The following is a 16,864-nucleotide window of genomic DNA, read 5'->3' on the forward strand; positions in this document are numbered from 1 at the left end:
CACCGAGCCAAAACAGGCGGCCGGCGCCACCTGGCCGCGTAGCATCTGCGGGATGGCGGTGCTTTCGGTGTGCCGGTTGGGGTTGGTCGTTGGTGTGTTGACTTCCATACTTGCGGCAACCATGGTGCTGGCCACGCCGAGTTACGCATGCGCGTGCGGTGCCGCAGTCGCACCGAGCGGCGCACAAGCAAGCTTCAATCATGAAGTCGCGCTGATTCATTGGGACGGGACGACCGAGACCATCATGATGCAGCTCGCGATGAATGCCTCCGCGGACAACGTCGCCTTGGTCGTGCCCACCCCGACACCTGCGGCTGTGTCGGCCGGGGACAAGGCCACATTCGGCGAGTTGGACGCGCTCAGCGCGCCCCGGATCCAGCATCAGCGCCATTGGAGCCTGGGGCGGCGAGGTGTCGGCGCCGCCGGTCCCCAGGAGGCAGCCGCCCGGCCCCCAAACGTGATCAACCAGGTACACCTTGGCCCGCTGGAGGCCACGACTCTGGCCGGCGGTGACCGCAGCGGCCTGCAGAATTGGTTGTCCGAGAACGGCTACTCGATCCGACCGAAGGTATCAGCGGCGCTGGATCCCTATGTACGGGACGGATGGGCGTTCGTTGCGATGCGGTTGACGAGCACGGAACCGATAGTGGGCGGGCTCAATCCGGTGCGGATGACTTTCCGATCCGCGCAGTTGGTGTATCCCATGCGCCTATCGGTCGCCGCCCAGGAACCGCAACATGTCACCATCTTTACCCTGGCCGACCACCGGCAGCAGCGCACCGACGCCGATGCCGCCACGCAGGCCACCCAGATTCAGTTCGCCGGCAACATTTCCACCGGCTTTCGTGACCCACTATTGCGGTCACTGGCTGCCAACCATGGCTCGTATCTGACCAAAACTCAGGTGGACATCTATCAGACGTCGCGAATCACCTCGGATTTCACGTTCGGCAACGCACCCGACGACGATCCGTACCAGCGCGTGATCATCGTTTATGACAATGTCGCAATTCCGATCGCGATGCTGCTGTTGGTCGTGCTGCCGATCGTGGTAGGCGTGGCGGGGGCGGCGGTTCTGTTGGCTCTGCGGCGACGGCGGCGGCGCGCCGCCACCGCAAGCCTCGTCCGCTGAGGCGCTCAGCGAGGCCCCAGCTCGGGGCCTTCGGTTAATCCGGCCAGCGCCGGGTGCGCCATCAACCGATCGAGAAACTCACGCTGCCCCGTGAGCAGTTTGGTACGTGCCTGTGCCACCGGAAACCAGCCCACCCGGTCGACCTCGGGGTATTCGCGCAGCCTGCCCGATCCCTTCGGCCACTCCAGTTCGAAGGTGTTGCTGCGCGCATCGGTGATGTCCAGGTCACCCCGGACGCCGAACGCGGTCACCAGCTTGCCGCTGGGCTGCTTCAGCGGACCGAGGTCGATTCGCGGCCCGTCCGGAACGCGCAGCCCGATCTCCTCGCTGAACTCCCGCCGGGCGGCCTCCCACGGATCTTCGCCGTCGGTGTACTCGCCCTTCGGAATCGACCAGGCCCCGTCGTCCTTTCCGGCCCAAAACGGGCCGCCGGGATGGGCGATGAGGACGTCAACGACGCCGGCACGCGTCCGGTACAACAGCAAACCCGCGCTGAACTTGGGCACGGCCGCGCGTTACCTCACACCCCGACGGCCTGTTCCAGATCCTTCAACGACGACTCCAGATGCGCGAGCAGCCGCTGCAGGTGCGGCACGCTGCGGCGACATCCCACCAGACCGAAGTCGAGGTGACCGGCGTTGTTGACCACGGTGATGTTCAGCGCCTGGCCGTCGGGGATGTTCGACAGCGGGTAGCTGCCGTCGAGGCGGGCGGCGCCGTAATACATCTGATCCGCCGGTCCCGGCACATTCGAGATGACGATATTGAACGGTGGCGGCACAGTCGACAGGAAACCCGGTACACCCGCCAGCGTCAGCGGCGCCATGTTCAGCGCCGACAACGCCAGGACCTGCAGCCGTGGCAATTCGGAGAGCACCTTCTTGTTGCCGCGCATCGACGCGCTAATGATCTGCAGCCGCTGCTCGGCGTCCTCGACGTCAGTGGCGAGGTTGCACAGGATGCTGCCGACCAGGTTGCCGCCGGCGTCGGCCTCCTCCTTGGAGCGCAGGCTCACCGGAACCATCGCGATCAGCGGTGCATCCGGCAGGGCGTTCTGTTCGATCAGGTAGTCGCGCAGGGCACCGGCGCAGATCGCCAGCACGGTGTCGTTGACGGTAACCCCGGCGGCCCGCTTGACGCTCAGCACCCGGTCCAGCGCCCACGACTGAGCGGCACACCGGCGGGCTCCCCCGACCCTGACGTTGAACATGGAATGCGGTGCCGCGAACGGCAGCGTCAACTGCTGCTCGAACAGCGCGGCGCGGGCCAGCTTCAACGTCGATGGGGCAAGTCCCACAACGGATCCGGCCACCTTGACCAACGAGTTCAACGGTGACGAGCCGTTCGATTGCGGGCGCGTGCGCGGACGCCGAGGCAGGTTCCACATGGCCCGGACCTCGCGGTCGTCGCGGTCAGCCGACAGCGTGCGCTGCATCAGCTTCATCGCCGAAACACCGTCGATCAAGGCATGGTGCATCTTGGTGTACATGGCGAATCGACCGTCATTCAACCCCTCCACCACGTGCAGCTCCCACAGCGGGCGGTGACGATCCAGCAGGCTGGTATGCAGCCTCGACGTCAGCTCGAGCAGGTCGCGGACGCGTCCGGGCGACGGCAACGCCGAGCGCCTAACGTGGTAGTCGACGTCAACTTCGTCGTCGTAGGCCCATGCCACCCTCGCGATTCCACCTCCGATCGTCGCGGGGTGCTTACGGAATGTGGGTTGGAATTCTTGATTGGCAACCAGAGCCTCGTAAAAATCCCGGACGAATTCCGGGCCGGCGCCCTCCGGCGGCTCGAACAACGACAGGCCACCCACGTGCATGGGATGCTCACGTGATTCGGTAAACAGAAACATCGAGTCAGTGGGCATCATCAGTTCCATTCACCTATTAGACCGCGATCCGCGGAGCGTGTCGCAGATCGGGTGGCGCTACTGCCGTACCTGGCCGCCGCGATCCTCACTTCAGTCGGGGACCCCGTCCGACCACGCCGACGTCGCGATGAGGTCGCCGCGCTCCAGTGCGGCGGCACGATGCTCGTGCACCGTCGCGTATTCGGGGTGCGTCACCATGTCGATAAACGCCGCGGGCGTCGGGTACTCGACAATGAAAATCGCGTCCCACCAGAGTTGTTGGCCATCGCCGACGACGAATGCCGGTGCCGCACCACCGAAACGGACGGTGCCGCCGACACGTTCGAGATGCGGCGCCACCTCTCGCCCGTACCGCAGGTAGCGCTGCAGGCCCCCGGGAGTCTTGAATTTCAACAGGTTGACCATCGCAACCGGCGTGCCAAATCGCCGCTCGGCCAACGCTGCCAACCGCTCAGGCGTGACACTCATGTGCATTTCCTCGCTCCTTTTGGTTTGCGAGCAGTTCTTTATCGCCGACTCGGATGATCCATCAGCAACCCGGCCGAGGTCTTGACATCTGAAGACAATCTCTTGACAGTTCGGGACACCCCGCCGCGGGCGCAGCGCGCCTTGACACCGCGGCATCGTCCGCACAAGGTCGACGGCATGTCCGTGGTGCGCGGGACCGCGCTGTCGAATTACCCGGGCCTGGTTGCCGAGTTGGGTGCTGATCCGGCCAGCCTGCTCCGGGCGGCGGGCGTGCGGGATCGAGATGTCGGCAACTACGACGCGTTCATCGCGATCCGCGCGGCCATACGGGCAATCGAATCGGCCGCGTCAGCTACCGGCACAACGGATTTCGGGAGGCGATTGGCGCTGCGGCAGGGGATCGAGATCCTGGGACCGGTCGGCGTGGCGGCCCGCACCGCCGCGACGGTGGGTGACGCTCTGGCGATCTTCAACACCTTCATGGCGGCCTACAGCCCGGCTATCACCATCCAGATCACGCCGTTGGCCGACCCAACGCGGTCATTCATCGCACTCGAGTTCCGGCTCGACGAACCCCCACCATTTTCGCAGACGATGGAGCTAGCGCTGGGAGTTGCGTTCGGGGTGATCCGCTTGTTGCTGGGCGCCGACTACGTCCCGCTGGCCGTGCAGCTACCCCACGACCCGCTCACAACCGCTGCCTCCTACGCGCGGTACTTCGGCTGCAGACCGCACTTCGCCGAACCCGTTGCCGGATTCATCGTGCGCACCAAAGACCTGAGCCGCCCCCTCAACCGCGACGCCGTCGCTCATCGCGTCGTCGTCGACTACTTGAGCAGCATCACCCCGTTGGACGCCGGGATCGTGGAATCGGTGCGCACCATCGTGCGCCAGCTGCTGCCCACCGGAGCGGCGACGCTGGACGTGGTGGCCGAGCAGTTCCACCTGCACCCGAAAACACTGCAACGCCGGCTCGCCGAGGAGAACACCACGTTCGCCCTTCTGGTCGATCAGGTCCGCAGAGATACCGCCGATCGCTACCTGCGGACCACCGGGATCGGCCTTACCCATTTGGCACGAGAACTCGGCTACGCCGAGCAGAGCGTGTTAACCCGCGCCTGCAAGCGCTGGTTCGGAACCGGACCGGCCGCTCATCGACAGCAGAGTAAGCGGCCCAAACGGCCTCATGCATAAGCGCATGTCACAGCTGGTATGAAGCGGGTCGAACAACTTCTCAGTATTCTGCTCGTCGATGGATCAAGATCGATCGGATGGCACGGCCTTCCGCCGTGGCCTGCGAATTGCACTGCGTGGGCGCCGTGATCCGCTGCCCGTGGCCGGCCGGCGGAGCCGAACCTCCGGCGGAATGGGCGACCTGCACACCCGGAAGGTTCTCGACCTCACCGTCCGGCTCGCCGAGGTGATGTTGTCGTCCGGCTCGGGCACTGCGGACGTCGTCGCGACCACCCAAGACGTGGCGCAGGCCTACCAGCTCACCGATTGCGTTGTCGACATCACGTTCACGACCGTCATTGTGTCGGCGTTAGCGACCTCGGACAGTCCGCCGGTCACCATCATGCGGTCGGTTCACGCCCGGTCCACCGACTACACCCGGCTTGCCGAGCTCGATCGACTGGTTCAGCGGATAACCTGCGGCGGCGTCGCGGTCGACCAGGCCCATGAGGCCATGGACGAGTTGACCGAACGACCCCACCCCTACCCGCGCTGGCTGGCGACCGCAGGGTTGGCGGGCTTCGCCCTCGGCATCGCGATGCTGCTCGGCGGTACCTGGCTGACCTGCGTCTTGGCCGCCGTGACGTCCGCCGTCATCTACCGGCTGGGCCGGCTGCTGAACCGGATCGGGACCCCGCAGTTCTTCCAGCGCGTGTTCGGCGCGGGCATCGCGACCCTGGTCGCGGTGGTTGCCTACCGCTACGCCGGCCAGGATCCGACCGCGCTGGTGGCCACCGGAATCGTCGTGCTGCTGTCCGGGCTGACCCTGGTGGGGTCGATGCAGGACGCGGTGACCGGGTACATGCTCACCGCGGTTGCCCGGCTTGGCGACGCACTGTTCCTGACCGCGGGGATCGTCGTCGGCATCCTCATCTGCCTGCGCGGCGCCACCAACGCCGGCATCCAAATCGAACTGCACGTCGACGCAACCAACACGTTCGTCGCTCCGCACCTGCCCCTGCCGGTTATCGTCGCGGTAGGCGGCGCCGCGCTGTCCGGCGTGTGCCTGACCCTGGCAAGCTACGCGCCGCTACGTTCGGTGGCCATTGCCGGACTCGCAGCCGGACTCGCCGAGCTGATGCTGATCGGTCTCAGCGCCGCCGGGTTCGGCCGCGTCGTCGCTACCTGGACCGCCGCGATCGGCGTCGGCTTCCTGGCCACCCTGATCTCGATCCGGCGGCAGGCTCCGGCCCTGGTAACGGCCACCGCCGGCATCATGCCGATGCTGCCGGGCCTCGCGGTCTTCCGCGCTGTGTTCGCATTCGCCGTGAACGATACGCCGGACGGCGGTCTGGCCCAGTTGCTCGAAGCCGCGGTGACCGCGCTCGCCCTCGGCAGCGGGGTGGTGTTGGGTGAGTTCCTCGCCTCACCGCTGCGGTACGGCGCCGGGCGGGTGGGCAACCTCTTTCGGATCGAGGGCCCACCCGGGCTCCGGCGGGCTGTCGGCCGTGTGGTGCGCCTGCAGCCGACCACGGGCCAGCAGCCGGCCGGCACCGCCGGACAACGATGGCGAAGCGTTGCGCTGCAGCCGGCGCCGGCTGACGACCAGAACACCGGCGGGAGCAGCGACCGGCCCGCCGGCTGCGGCGACCCGGGCGCCGAGCGGTAGCGCCACCTAACTCGCGGCGCCAAGCAAATTCTGCACCCAGGTAACTGGCAGCATCGGCACCTGCGGAGCCCCGCTGAACTCGCCATGACCCAATACCGTCAACCCCGCAGGCCGGGCAACCGACGCCTTGCCAGCGGTCCCGGCAAAGCCCAACGGGCCAGCACCCTGATGCGATGCCACCGCCGAGGCCAGCTTGTCCCCCGGGGCCACGGCCGGCGACCAGGCCGCCACCGGGCGCACCGCAGCAGACTCACCCAACGCCGGCGCCAGCCGTGTTGCGCCAGCCGCCGCGTCCGCCTCCACCTGCCCGACTTCGATCTCGACCGGCTCCGCGTCCACACTCGCGAGGTACTGGCCAATACCGATCGGCAACGCGGTCGACAACGAAGTCGCCGTCGGCACCGCAATCAACGTGCCGGCCAGCACAAATGGCGATGCGGCCAGCAGGAGCGGAGGGCCCACGATGATCGCCAAGGCCGCGGCGATGACCGCAACGAAGAACCCGATGATTGCGAAAATGATGACGAACGTGAGGATCAGGAGTGGCAGCATGAGCACGATGATGATCGCGTATCCGACGATCGCGAACAGCACCTCGGCCAGTACCTCAAGGATCATCAGCAATATCGCAAGCCAGACCGGCAGGACCTCCACCCCGGTGGGCAGGGCCACGAATGCGCTGGCTGCGCCAACACCGCCCTTGAGCACCGTCGGCGCCGGTGTGGTGCGTGGTGCCGACGCCAGCGCAATCCCCGAGACGTCCTCATAGACGCCCATCGTGGTGGCCGCCTGGACCCACATGCGGGCATAGGCGGCCTCATTCACAGCGATTGGAATCGTGTTGATTCCAAATAGGTTCGTCGCCGACAGCGCCGCATGAGTGGCGTGGTTGGCGGCCAGCTCCGGCAACGTCGGCATCGCCGCCAGCGCGGTGGTATATGCCGTGGCCACCAGCTCCTGCTGGGCGGCCATCCCCGCGCTGTCGGCGCTGGTCTTGGTCAGCCAGGCCAGATAGGGCAGGTGAGCGGCCGTATAGGAGTCCGCGCTCGGGCCCTCCCAGGCCCCGGTCTGCACCGCGCCGAGCACTTCAGTGAGTTCTTCAGCCGCCGAAGCGTATTCGGCGCTCAGCGACATCCACGCCGCCGCAGCCGCCTGTAATGGAGCGGGGCCCGGACCGCTGCTCAGCAACGCCGAAGGCACCTCCGGCGGCACGCCAAGCCAGAAGGGCGTCGTCATCGCGATCCGCCTGGCGCCAGGTACGACGACGCCGCCACGGCCTGCGCGGCCGCCGCCAGACCTTCGGGAACCACTCGCAGCGTCACTACCGGTACTCCTTGGTTCTCACCGACCAACCACGGCCGAAGGCCGCTCAGTCAACGAATTGGGGCTAAATCGCACACATAACGGACTATAAATCTCATGCAATATAACCCTTGTCAAATCAATTCGGCATGCTACGACCGCGTAGGTTATCCGGCAAATTGATATACGGCTCCGTAGGTTATGTAGCGAAAAGCCCCGACGTTAGCCCGGCCGGCACGACGCGGCGTTTGCTCGCCGTCGCGAATACCACAATCCCATTCAGGTCCATCCGGCCCGAAAGGATGCGTTGGATTCATGCGTGCCGACCATCGACTGACAGGCAACATCGGCGGCCACCTACCTGCCCGCGGCCTCACCCAAGTTGGCCCGCACAATCCACAGGGGCTTCACCTTGGCGGCAAACGCCGACCGCGAGGGACCAATTGCGGAATATGGGCATCCAACAAACTCATTTGGCGATCCCCCGGTTGGCTTTCCAATTGCCTACTATCACGTTGCCCGCCGCACCAACGCGGCTAACTCGCGGCGCCAAGCAAATTCTGCACCCAGGTAACTGGCAGCAGCGGCACCTGCGGAGCCCCGCTGAACTCGCCATGACCCAATACCGTCAACCCCGCAGGCCGGGCAACCGACGCCTTGCCAGCGGTCCCGGCAAAGCCCAACGGGCCAGCACCCTGATGCGATGCCACCGCCGAGGCCAGCTTGTCCCCCGGGGCCACGGCCGGCGACCAGGCCGCCACCGGGCGCACCGCAGCAGACTCACCCAACGCCGGCGCCAGCCGTGTTGCGCCAGCCGCCGCGTCCGCCTCCACCTGCCCGACTTCGATCTCGACCGGCTCCGCGTCCACACTCGCGAGGTACTGGCCAATACCGATCGGCAACGCGGTCGACAACGAAGTCGACAACGAAGTCGGCAACCCAACCAAAAGGGAACCGGTCAGCAGGAATGGCGATGCGATCAAGAGGAGCGGAAGCCCATAGACAATTGCCACGATCGAAAGAACGAACGCTTCTACGACGATCACAAACGGCAAGAGGCTCAGGATTACGATCGTGTATGCGACGGCTGCAAACAGAAGCTCGAGCAATATCAGAATGATCTGAATCAATATCACAATGATGATGGGAAGTTCTCCCACCCCGCCGGAGGTCGCCGGCAGGGCGCTCGCTGAGCCAACACCGCCTCTCAGTACCGTCGGCGCCGGTGTGGTGCGTGGTGCCGACGCCAGCGCAATCCCCGAGACGTCCTCATACTCGCCCATCGTGGTGGCCGCCTGGACCCACATGCGGGCATAGGCGGCCTCATTCAGAGCAATTGGAATCGTGTTGATTCCAAATAGGTTCGTCGCCGACAGCGCCGCATGAGTGGCGTGGTTGGCGGCCAGCTCCGGCAACGTCGGCATCGCCGCCAGCGCGGTGGTATATGCCGTGGCCACCAGCTCCTGCTGGGCGGCCATCCCCGCGCTGTCGGCGCTGGTCTTGGTCAGCCAGGCCAGATAGGGCAGGTGAGCGGCCGTATAGGAGTCCGCGCTCGGGCCCTCCCAGGCCCCGGTCTGCACCGCGCCGAGCACTTCAGTGAGTTCTTCAGCCGCCGAAGCGTATTCGGCGCTCAGCGACATCCACGCCGCCGCAGCCGCCTGTAATGGAGCGGGGCCCGGACCGCTGCTCAGCAACGCCGAAGGCACCTCCGGCGGCACGCCAAGCCAGAAGGGCGTCGTCATCGCGATCCGCCTGGCGCCAGGCACGACGACGCCGCCACGGCGTCGCCGACCGCGTAGCTGGCACCAGACTCACCGACACCGACCCCGGAACGGTTCCTCCACCAGCGGACGGACATTAAGCGCATAGCGGACTATAACTATCGCGGGCGATGCCGAGCAGAGGGTGTTAGCCGGTCGTGCAAACGCTGGTTCGGAACCCGGCCGCCCGCCTACCGCAACCCGATCAGGTTGCGGTTGATCGCGGGTGGGCGTCGCACGGATGTCGGATGGCGGGTCAGCGGTACTCGACCGAGCGGCTGATCGCTAACGGTAAGGACATCGGCACCGCGCTAGATGCCCCACTTGGCGGCTTCGGCCCCGTCGCGGGCCAGCATGGCCATGGTGTTGGCCTCATGCGTGCCGGCCATCGAATGATAGGCCCGCATCAGATCCTCCATCGCCTGATTCCACTGCGCCTGCCAACCCTGATAGGTCAACCCGGTATCCCCCTGCCAGGCACTGGACAGTACCGCCTGCTCGCTGGCGATATCGGCCCCCAAGCTCTGCAGCGTGCCCGCATAACCCGACATGTCCCCGGCATGGGCCATCATCGCCGGGTAGTTGTACATAATCTGCGACATCACAAACCCTTTCAGAAACCCGTGTAACTGGACGCGGCGGCGGCATCGGCGGCCACATAGGTGCCCGCGGCCTCACCGAAGTTGGCCTGCGCGACTTCCAGCAGTTCATTCACCTTGGCGGCCGCGACCACAAACCGGGCATGGGCGGCCTGAAACGCCGCCGCGGACTCCCCTTGGTGAAACGCCTGCGCCGACATCGCCGACTGCTCGGCCTGACTAATCGTGTGCCGCATCAACCCCGCCTTGGCGGCAAACGCCGACTGCGACGCCACCAACTGCGGAATATGGGCATCCAACAAACTCATGAGTGATCCTCTCGGTTAGCTTTGCAATTGCCTACTATCACGTTGCCCGCCGCACCAACGCGGCTAACTCGCGGCGCCAAGCAAATTCTGCACCCAGGTAACTGGCAGCAGCGGCACCTGCGGAGCCCCGCTGAACTCGCCATGACCCAATACCGTCAACCCCGCAGGCCGGGCAACCGACGCCTTGCCAGCGGTCCCGGCAAAGCCCAACGGGCCAGCACCCTGATGCGATGCCACCGCCGAGGCCAGCTTGTCCCCCGGGGCCACGGCCGGCGACCAGGCCGCCACCGGGCGCACCGCAGCAGACTCACCCAACGCCGGCGCCAGCCGTGTTGCGCCAGCCGCCGCGTCCGCCTCCACCTGCCCGACTTCGATCTCGACCGGCTCCGCGTCCACACTCGCGAGGTACTGGCCAATACCGATCGGCAACGCGGTCGACAACGAAGTCGCCGTCGGCACCGCAATCAACGTGCCGGCCAGCACAAATGGCGATGCGGCCAGCAGGAGCGGAGGGCCCACGATGATCGCCAAGGCCGCGGCGATGACCGCAACGAAGAACCCGATAATCGAAAAGACGATCGCGTACGCGAGGATCAGGATTGGTAGGACGATCGCGATGATGATCGCGTATCCGACGATCGCGAACAGTATCTCGCCCAATATGGCCAGGATCTGCAGAATTATCACAATCCAAACCGGGAGGGCGTCCACACCGGTGGGGGCGGCCGAAAGGGGGCTGGCTGCGCCAACAACGCGTCTGAGCACTTTGGGCGCCCGTGTGGTGCGTGGTGCCGACGCCACCGCAATCCCCGAGACGTCCTCATACTCGCCCATCGTGGTGGCCGCCTGGACCCACATGCGGGCATAGGCGGCCTCATTCACAGCGATTGGAATCGTGTTGATTCCAAATAGGTTCGTCGCCGACAGCGCCGCATGAGTGGCGTGGTTGGCGGCCAGCTCCGGCAACGTCGGCATCGCCGCCAGCGCGGTGGTATATGCCGTGGCCACCAGCTCCTGCTGGGCGGCCATCCCCGCGCTGTCGGCGCTGGTCTTGGTCAGCCAGGCCAGATAGGGCAGGTGAGCGGCCGTATAGGAGTCCGCGCTCGGGCCCTCCCAGGCCCCGGTCTGCACCGCGCCGAGCACTTCAGTGAGTTCTTCAGCCGCCGAAGCGTATTCGGCGCTCAGCGACGTCCACGCCGCCGCAGCCGCCTGTAATGGAGCGGGGCCCGGACCGCTGCTCAGCAACGCCGAAGGCACCTCCGGCGGCACGCCAAGCCAGAAGGGCGTCGTCATCGCGATCCGCCTGGCGCCAGGTACGACGACGCCGCCACGGCGTCGCCGACCACGTAGCTGGCACCAGACTCACCGACACCGACCCCGGAACGACCGAGCTCCTCGATTCCTTCCGTCACCACGGCGGCGTGTTCGTCACCCAGAGCGCTGAACTCGAGGCCGGCCTGCAGCGACACCGGATCGGCCGCCGGCGGCGCCACCGCCGTGATCAGCGGCGCCGCCACGGCCTGCGCAGCCGCCAACCGAGCGGTCAGCGCCTCCACTGCCACGCCGGCCGCCGCCAAACCTTCGGGAACCACTCGCAGCGTCACTACCGGTACTCCTCGGTTCTCACCGACCAACCACGGCCGAAGGCCGCTCAGTCAACGGACTGGGGCTGGATCACACACATAACGGACTATAAATTTCGTGCAATATAACCGTTGTCAATCATTCCGGTAGGCTACGGTTCCGTAGGTTTATCCGGCAAATTGACATACGGCTTCGTAGGTTATACAGCTTCACCCATTCGGCAAAGCGAACAGGGCTACGCCGACCGCGGCCTCGCGTTTTGGCCGTGATTGCGCGCCGGGACCGCGACCATGCACCTTGGTGCAGGCCAGCGCAGCCGCCCAAGCAGGTCACTAGGTGGGTTCGTGTGCCCGTCCAGCCACTGTGTCGACAACGGATTCAATGCCATCAGCGCGCTGCGGTGATTGCCGTCGTGCGGGATTAAGCCGGCCGGCGACACGGTGCCGCCGAGCCGTGCGCCGGTCCGAACTGCGCAAGCGGCCGCCAAAGTGCGACCTGTTCCGCCGCGGGCGATCTCGAGCACCGTCCAGATCTCACGCGCCGGATGGGACCGGATCGCGGCTAGGGTATCGGGCAACGCGTCATCTACGTTGATCCGGTACGCCGCAACATAATCCCCGATCCCCTGCACAATGTGGCGCTGAACCCCGCGCCAGGTCTCGTGCGCAGATCGACCGAGCAGCGGGGGGATGTCGTCGGGCCCGGCCATGCTGACTGCCCACCCGATCTCGCGGAGGTGGTCCGCTAGCCGGCGGGCAGCGACCTGCGTGGTCTCGCGCAGCGGGAAGCACGGCGAGCGGGCCTGCAGTGCCGTCAGGTTGTCGGCGGCGGACACGGTCAATCCGATCCAAGTCCGCCTATCAGTTCCAATGTCACGGTTGGTAATTCGGATCTTGTCCGCGCGGATGCCGTAACGGTTCAGGTAGCCGGCGATCACCGGCAGCGGAAGCCAGTCGGTGCCGGCGGTGAGCGGCCGGATTCGTAGCAGCGCAGTCGCCTTTGCGTCGATTCTTGCTTCGGTTGCCGGCCGCCGGTGCTGCCGGGTCATTCGTCGTTGGCGACGCACCATCGCCAGCCGGCGGTGCAGGATCGTGGTGAGGTGCAGGCCACGCCACCAACTGAACAACACAATCGCAACGACAGCGCCGACGCCAAGTACCCGCTGGTCGTGTGGTGACCGCCAAGGACACGCCATAGCCGCGGGCACCACCGCCAGCAACGCCAGGGTGGTCCGGCCGGTTCCCGGCCAGACAATGGTGCGCGGGCCGGCGAAGGCGAACCGGGTCACGAACCGGCTCGTTTCATCGGGCCTGCCGCTCCGCGACGGCGCACCACCCTCTCATCGGGTCAGCCTCCGTCGCCTCGGCGGCGGCGACGCCATCGGCGGACGGCGCGCACATTCGCGGCGGTTGCGCCCTCCGCCGAGCGGCCCGGATCGCGCTCTGCGCCATCCCGATCCCCGGTGGCGATTGGCAGCGCCCATGGAATGGTCCCCGCCCCAATGGTTTCGGCGATGAGCCAGGTCTCGTAGACGGTAAGCCCGACAATCTGGCCAGACTCGCACCCCGAGCTCTCCTGCCGCCTTTGGCGGCGTCGTCGCCACGCTAGCCGCCCCATTTGGCGGCTTCGGCGAGGTCGCGCGCGTTAATCGGCCGGTTCGACTGGGCCTGCCAGCCCTGATAGGCCATCCCAGTCACCCCGCCAGGCATTTGCCAGCGCGGCCTGCTCACTGGCGAGCGGTCAGCGCCTCCACCGCCGCACCGGCCGCTGCCAAACCTTCGCCAAACCACTCGCAGCGCCACTGTTCACGCTCCCTCCCGGGCACCTACGAAGTGACATGCGTCAGCACAAATAATCCACAGATAATTGCATCTGTCAACTATTGCACATGTCTACGGTTACGTAGCCGAAAGCGACGCCTCGGTAGGTTGTTCTGGCACGACAAGGCTGAGCGGTCGTTGCTCACAGACCGACCGCGCGCTCCAGTTCCTTCAACGAGGTCTCCAGATGGCTGAGCACCCGTTGCAAGTGTGGAACACTGCGGCGGCACCCCACGAGCCCGAAGTCGAGGCTATCGGCGGTGCTGGTCAGCGTGATGTTAAGCGCTTGTCCGTTAAGCACCAGCGACATTGGATAGTTTCCAACCAACCGGGCACCGTTGAGATACAGCGGTGTGCGCGCCCCGGGCACGTTCGATATGCACACGTTGAACGGCGGCGGCGTGGCCTTGGCCATGCCCGGCAGGGTGTTGAGCGCGGCCGGGCTCAGCAGCAACAGGGACAATGCCATCGCCTGGGCCCGCGGCAATTGCGATAGCACGTTCTTGTTTCCGCGCATCGAGGCGTGGATGGCATCCAGGCGGTCCGCTGGATCGTCGAGATGGGTGGCCAGATTGCATAACACGGCGCCGACCATGTTGCCACCGACTGAGTCACGCGCGTTGCGCAGGCTCACCGGAACCATGGCAACCAGCGGTGTGTCGGGCAGCGCATCGTTGTCGTCCAGATATTCGCGAAGCGCGCCGGCACACATCGCCAGCACCACGTCGTTGATGCTCACCCCGGCCGCGTCTTTGACCGACGTGACCCGGTCCAACGGCCACGACTGCGCCGCACAGCGCCGCGCTCCCCCGACGGCGACATTGAGCATAGTGCGAGGGGCCCCGAAAGGCAGCGTCAACTGTTGTTCCAGCAGCGCAGAACATGCCAATCGAAGCGCAGGCGGAGCAAGTGCCGCAACGGATCCCAGCGCTCCCCCGATTTGCTGCAGCAGGCTGCGGCTGTCCTGCGCGCGAACCATGCGTTGCGGGACCGGCATCCAGGCCGTGCGGAACGCGCCGTCGATGGGATCGGTGTTCATCGTCTGCCGCATCAGCGCGAGTCCGGATACCCCGTCGACCAGTGCGTGGTGCATCTTCGAATAAACGGCAAAGCGTCCGTCCTTGAGGCCCTCGATCACGTGTGTTTCCCATAGCGGACGGTGCCTGTCGAGCAGATTGGAGTGCAGCCGCGACGTCAGCTCCAATAGCTCACGCACCCGACCCGGCGCCGGCAGCGCAGACCGCCGCACGTGGTAACCGAGGTCGACGTCATCGTCGGACGACCAACCAAGACCGGTCAGTGCACCATGAAACGACAAGGGGCGCTTACGAAATAGCGGTGCTACCGCACGGCAGTTCAGCATCGCCCGGTGGGTTTCGCGCACAAACCCGCGCCCCGCCCCCTCCGGTGGGGTGAACAGCTGCAGCGCACCGACGTGCAGCGGATGCTCTCGCGACTCGGCCGACAAGAACAGCGCATCGATCGGTGCCATCAGTTCCACGCTTGCTCCTTGTAATGCTTGGCCGTCAGCCGGCCAGCGCCGGCTGCGGCATAGCGCCCGCAGTCAACGTCGAAAAACGCAGGTGGTCATCGACGACCGGGCCCTCGCGCAACATCTTTCGGTCCGCGCGGTAATCCATGCAGGTCTGCCAAGGTCCTTCCGCACCCTGCCGGGGTAACAGGCCGGCTGCTCGCTTGACGTAACCGGACGAGACTCCCATCAATGGCCGGGTGGGCATATCTCCGGGCAGCTGCGGGTAGCAGATGGTGTGCCCGTGAGCGTCCATGTGCGCCAACAGCCGGCAGAAGTGTTCGCACACCAGCCCGACTTTCAGCGTCCACGACGAGTTGGTGTAGCCAAAGACATACGCGAAGTTGGGCATGTCGCTGAGCAGAAATCCCTTGAACGCCACCTTCTCTGAAGTGTTGACGGCCACACCGTCGACCGAGAGGTTGATGCCACCGAAGGCCAGCAGGTTAAGGCCGGTCGCGGTGACGATGATGTCGGCTTCCAATTCGCGTCCGGACTGCAGCCGAATTCCTTTCTCGGTGAAGGTGTCAATCCGGTCGGTGACCACCGAGGCCCGGCCATCGCGGATGGCCTTGAACATGTCGGCGTCCGGCACCGCACACAGGCGTTGGTCCCATGGGTTGTAGGCCGGCCTGAAGTGCTCGTCAACCGGGAACCCGGTCGGCAGCTGTTTGGCGTTGAGATGGCGGATAAGTCGTCGTGCGGCGCGCGGATACCCCTGGCACAACCGCCATACCAGCCGCTGCTTGGCGATGTTCTTGCGCCGGGTGACGGCATAGGCCCGATCGCGGCCGATCAATTTGGGCAGGGTATTGGCGATGCGGTCCTCCGACGGCACCGGCACGATATAGGTCGGCGAGCGCTGCAACATGGTGACCTGACCGGCGGTCTGGGCCATCGCCGGCACCAGCGTGACAGCGGTCGCGCCGCTGCCGATGATCACCACCCGTTTGCCACGGTAGTCCAGGTCGTCGGGCCAGTGCTGCGGGTGCACAATCTGTCCCGCAAACCGCTCCCGGCCAGGGAACTCCGGGGTGTATCCCTCGTCGTAGCGGTAGTAGCCGCTGGCGCAGAACAACCATCCACAACTCATGGTGACGCGTTCGCCAGCGTCTCGACCGGCGGCGTAGCGCTCGATCTCCACCAGCCAGCGGGCGTCCTCGGAGGACCAAGCCGCGTTGATCACCTTGTGGCGGAAACGAATCGCCTTCTCGATGCCGTTCTCAGCCACCGTCTCCCGAAGGTAGGACATGATCGCGTCCGCACTGGCAATCGCCTTGTCGTTCTCCCACGCCTTGAACTCGTAGCTGAACGTGTGCAGATCGGAGTCCGACCGAATTCCCGGATACCGGAAGAGGTCCCACGTTCCACCGATGTCGGCGCGGGCCTCCAATATTGCGAACGTCCTGGCCGGCTGCATCTTCTGCAGGTAGTAGGCAGCGCCAATGCCTGAGATGCCGGCGCCAACGATCAACACATCGATGTGTTCGATGCTGCTGGTGTGCTTGGAGTTCACGGTGCTTCCTGTTCGGGGTAGGACCGCCCGAGACTTCGTTGTCTGGGCGGGTGGTGGGAGCCACCGAACCCACTGTGCACCAGCACCTGGCCTTAGGTCTTGACAATAGGAGACAACATTTTGACA

The 16,864-nt window shown here is 65.7% G+C and carries 15 protein-coding genes; 3 read left to right on the plus strand and 12 right to left on the minus strand.

The window, feature by feature from the left end:
• Positions 1-52 precede the first annotated feature (52 nt).
• On the plus strand, positions 53-1,132 hold the full coding sequence (locus AADZ55_RS22360) for a DUF2330 domain-containing protein (protein WP_085324559.1): 1,080 nt from the start codon (positions 53-55) through the stop codon (positions 1,130-1,132).
• 5 nt (positions 1,133-1,137) lie between these two features.
• On the opposite strand, the gene AADZ55_RS22365 is transcribed toward AADZ55_RS22360, so the two are convergent.
• From AADZ55_RS22365 to AADZ55_RS22375, 3 genes are all read right to left on the minus strand, one after another.
• Positions 1,138-1,638: an NUDIX domain-containing protein gene (locus AADZ55_RS22365; RefSeq protein WP_085324560.1), complete on the minus strand. Its 501-nt coding sequence runs from the start codon at positions 1,636-1,638 to the stop codon at positions 1,138-1,140.
• A 14-nt stretch (positions 1,639-1,652) separates the two neighbouring features.
• On the minus strand, positions 1,653-3,017 hold the full coding sequence (locus tag AADZ55_RS22370) for a WS/DGAT/MGAT family O-acyltransferase (RefSeq protein ID WP_085324561.1): 1,365 nt from the start codon (positions 3,015-3,017) through the stop codon (positions 1,653-1,655).
• 81 nt (positions 3,018-3,098) lie between these two features.
• Positions 3,099-3,476 (minus strand): DUF1330 domain-containing protein, encoded by a 378-nt coding sequence (locus AADZ55_RS22375; RefSeq protein WP_242670032.1) that lies wholly within the window; start codon positions 3,474-3,476, stop codon positions 3,099-3,101.
• 177 nt (positions 3,477-3,653) lie between these two features.
• Between AADZ55_RS22375 and AADZ55_RS22380 the strand changes: the two genes are divergently transcribed.
• Entirely contained in the window at positions 3,654-4,670 is a 1,017-nt protein-coding gene (locus tag AADZ55_RS22380; RefSeq protein WP_085324563.1) for an AraC family transcriptional regulator, read from the plus strand.
• 58 nt (positions 4,671-4,728) lie between these two features.
• Positions 4,729-6,318 carry a threonine/serine ThrE exporter family protein gene (locus tag AADZ55_RS22385; protein ID WP_085324564.1) on the plus strand — a complete coding sequence of 530 codons (1,590 nt, stop codon included), beginning with the start codon at positions 4,729-4,731 and terminating at the stop codon, positions 6,316-6,318.
• Positions 6,319-6,324: 6 nt separating this feature from the next.
• Here AADZ55_RS22385 and AADZ55_RS22390 read toward each other — a convergent pair whose 3' ends face one another.
• The 9 genes from AADZ55_RS22390 to AADZ55_RS22435 all read right to left on the minus strand — a co-directional run bounded on the left by AADZ55_RS22390 (position 6,325) and on the right by AADZ55_RS22435 (position 16,738).
• Positions 6,325-7,554, minus strand: a complete 1,230-nt coding sequence (locus AADZ55_RS22390; protein WP_085324565.1) for a PPE family protein — start codon at positions 7,552-7,554, stop codon at positions 6,325-6,327.
• 602 nt (positions 7,555-8,156) lie between these two features.
• Positions 8,157-9,362, minus strand: coding sequence for a PPE family protein (locus tag AADZ55_RS22395; protein ID WP_085324566.1), 1,206 nt, complete (start codon positions 9,360-9,362; stop codon positions 8,157-8,159).
• Between the two features lie 329 nt (positions 9,363-9,691).
• Positions 9,692-9,982, minus strand: a complete 291-nt coding sequence (locus tag AADZ55_RS22405) for a WXG100 family type VII secretion target (protein WP_085324567.1) — start codon at positions 9,980-9,982, stop codon at positions 9,692-9,694.
• Positions 9,983-9,993: 11 nt separating this feature from the next.
• Positions 9,994-10,287, minus strand: a complete 294-nt coding sequence (gene esxG / locus AADZ55_RS22410; RefSeq protein WP_085324568.1) for a type VII secretion system protein EsxG — start codon at positions 10,285-10,287, stop codon at positions 9,994-9,996.
• Positions 10,288-10,350: 63 nt separating this feature from the next.
• Entirely contained in the window at positions 10,351-11,580 is a 1,230-nt protein-coding gene (locus AADZ55_RS22415) for a PPE family protein (RefSeq protein WP_085324569.1), read from the minus strand.
• Positions 11,577-11,891 (minus strand): PE family protein, encoded by a 315-nt coding sequence (locus AADZ55_RS22420; protein ID WP_085324570.1) that lies wholly within the window; start codon positions 11,889-11,891, stop codon positions 11,577-11,579. The genes AADZ55_RS22415 and AADZ55_RS22420 overlap by 4 nt, the downstream gene beginning before the upstream one ends.
• Before the next feature lie 215 nt (positions 11,892-12,106).
• Positions 12,107-13,159 (minus strand): type VII secretion protein EccE, encoded by a 1,053-nt coding sequence (gene eccE, locus AADZ55_RS22425; RefSeq protein WP_242670033.1) that lies wholly within the window; start codon positions 13,157-13,159, stop codon positions 12,107-12,109.
• A gap of 674 nt (positions 13,160-13,833) precedes the next feature.
• Complete coding sequence (locus tag AADZ55_RS22430; protein WP_085324688.1) at positions 13,834-15,183, minus strand: WS/DGAT/MGAT family O-acyltransferase; 1,350 nt, start codon at positions 15,181-15,183, stop codon at positions 13,834-13,836.
• Positions 15,184-15,217: 34 nt separating this feature from the next.
• Positions 15,218-16,738 (minus strand): flavin-containing monooxygenase, encoded by a 1,521-nt coding sequence (locus tag AADZ55_RS22435; RefSeq protein ID WP_085324571.1) that lies wholly within the window; start codon positions 16,736-16,738, stop codon positions 15,218-15,220.
• Between the last annotated feature and the right edge of the window lie 126 nt (positions 16,739-16,864).

This window comes from Mycobacterium decipiens, from assembly GCF_963853665.1.
GTDB classification, from domain to species: Bacteria; Actinomycetota; Actinomycetes; order Mycobacteriales; family Mycobacteriaceae; genus Mycobacterium; species Mycobacterium decipiens.

What these genes read in the sequence shown, in the direction of transcription:
- AADZ55_RS22360 (WP_085324559.1), top strand. Translation starts at nt 53, where the DNA reads ATGGCGGTGCTTTCGGTGTGCCGGTTGGGGTTGGTCGTTGGTGTGTTG.
- AADZ55_RS22380 (WP_085324563.1), top strand. Translation starts at nt 3,654, where the DNA reads ATGTCCGTGGTGCGCGGGACCGCGCTGTCGAATTACCCGGGCCTGGTT.
- AADZ55_RS22405 (WP_085324567.1), bottom strand. Translation starts at nt 9,982, where the DNA reads ATGTCGCAGATTATGTACAACTACCCGGCGATGATGGCCCATGCCGGG.
- AADZ55_RS22370 (WP_085324561.1), bottom strand. Translation starts at nt 3,017, where the DNA reads ATGGAACTGATGATGCCCACTGACTCGATGTTTCTGTTTACCGAATCA.
- AADZ55_RS22415 (WP_085324569.1), bottom strand. Translation starts at nt 11,580, where the DNA reads ATGACGACGCCCTTCTGGCTTGGCGTGCCGCCGGAGGTGCCTTCGGCG.
- AADZ55_RS22430 (WP_085324688.1), bottom strand. Translation starts at nt 15,183, where the DNA reads ATGGCACCGATCGATGCGCTGTTCTTGTCGGCCGAGTCGCGAGAGCAT.
- AADZ55_RS22385 (WP_085324564.1), top strand. Translation starts at nt 4,729, where the DNA reads ATGGATCAAGATCGATCGGATGGCACGGCCTTCCGCCGTGGCCTGCGA.
- AADZ55_RS22390 (WP_085324565.1), bottom strand. Translation starts at nt 7,554, where the DNA reads ATGACGACGCCCTTCTGGCTTGGCGTGCCGCCGGAGGTGCCTTCGGCG.
- AADZ55_RS22375 (WP_242670032.1), bottom strand. Translation starts at nt 3,476, where the DNA reads ATGAGTGTCACGCCTGAGCGGTTGGCAGCGTTGGCCGAGCGGCGATTT.
- esxG (WP_085324568.1), bottom strand. Translation starts at nt 10,287, where the DNA reads ATGAGTTTGTTGGATGCCCATATTCCGCAGTTGGTGGCGTCGCAGTCG.
- AADZ55_RS22395 (WP_085324566.1), bottom strand. Translation starts at nt 9,362, where the DNA reads ATGACGACGCCCTTCTGGCTTGGCGTGCCGCCGGAGGTGCCTTCGGCG.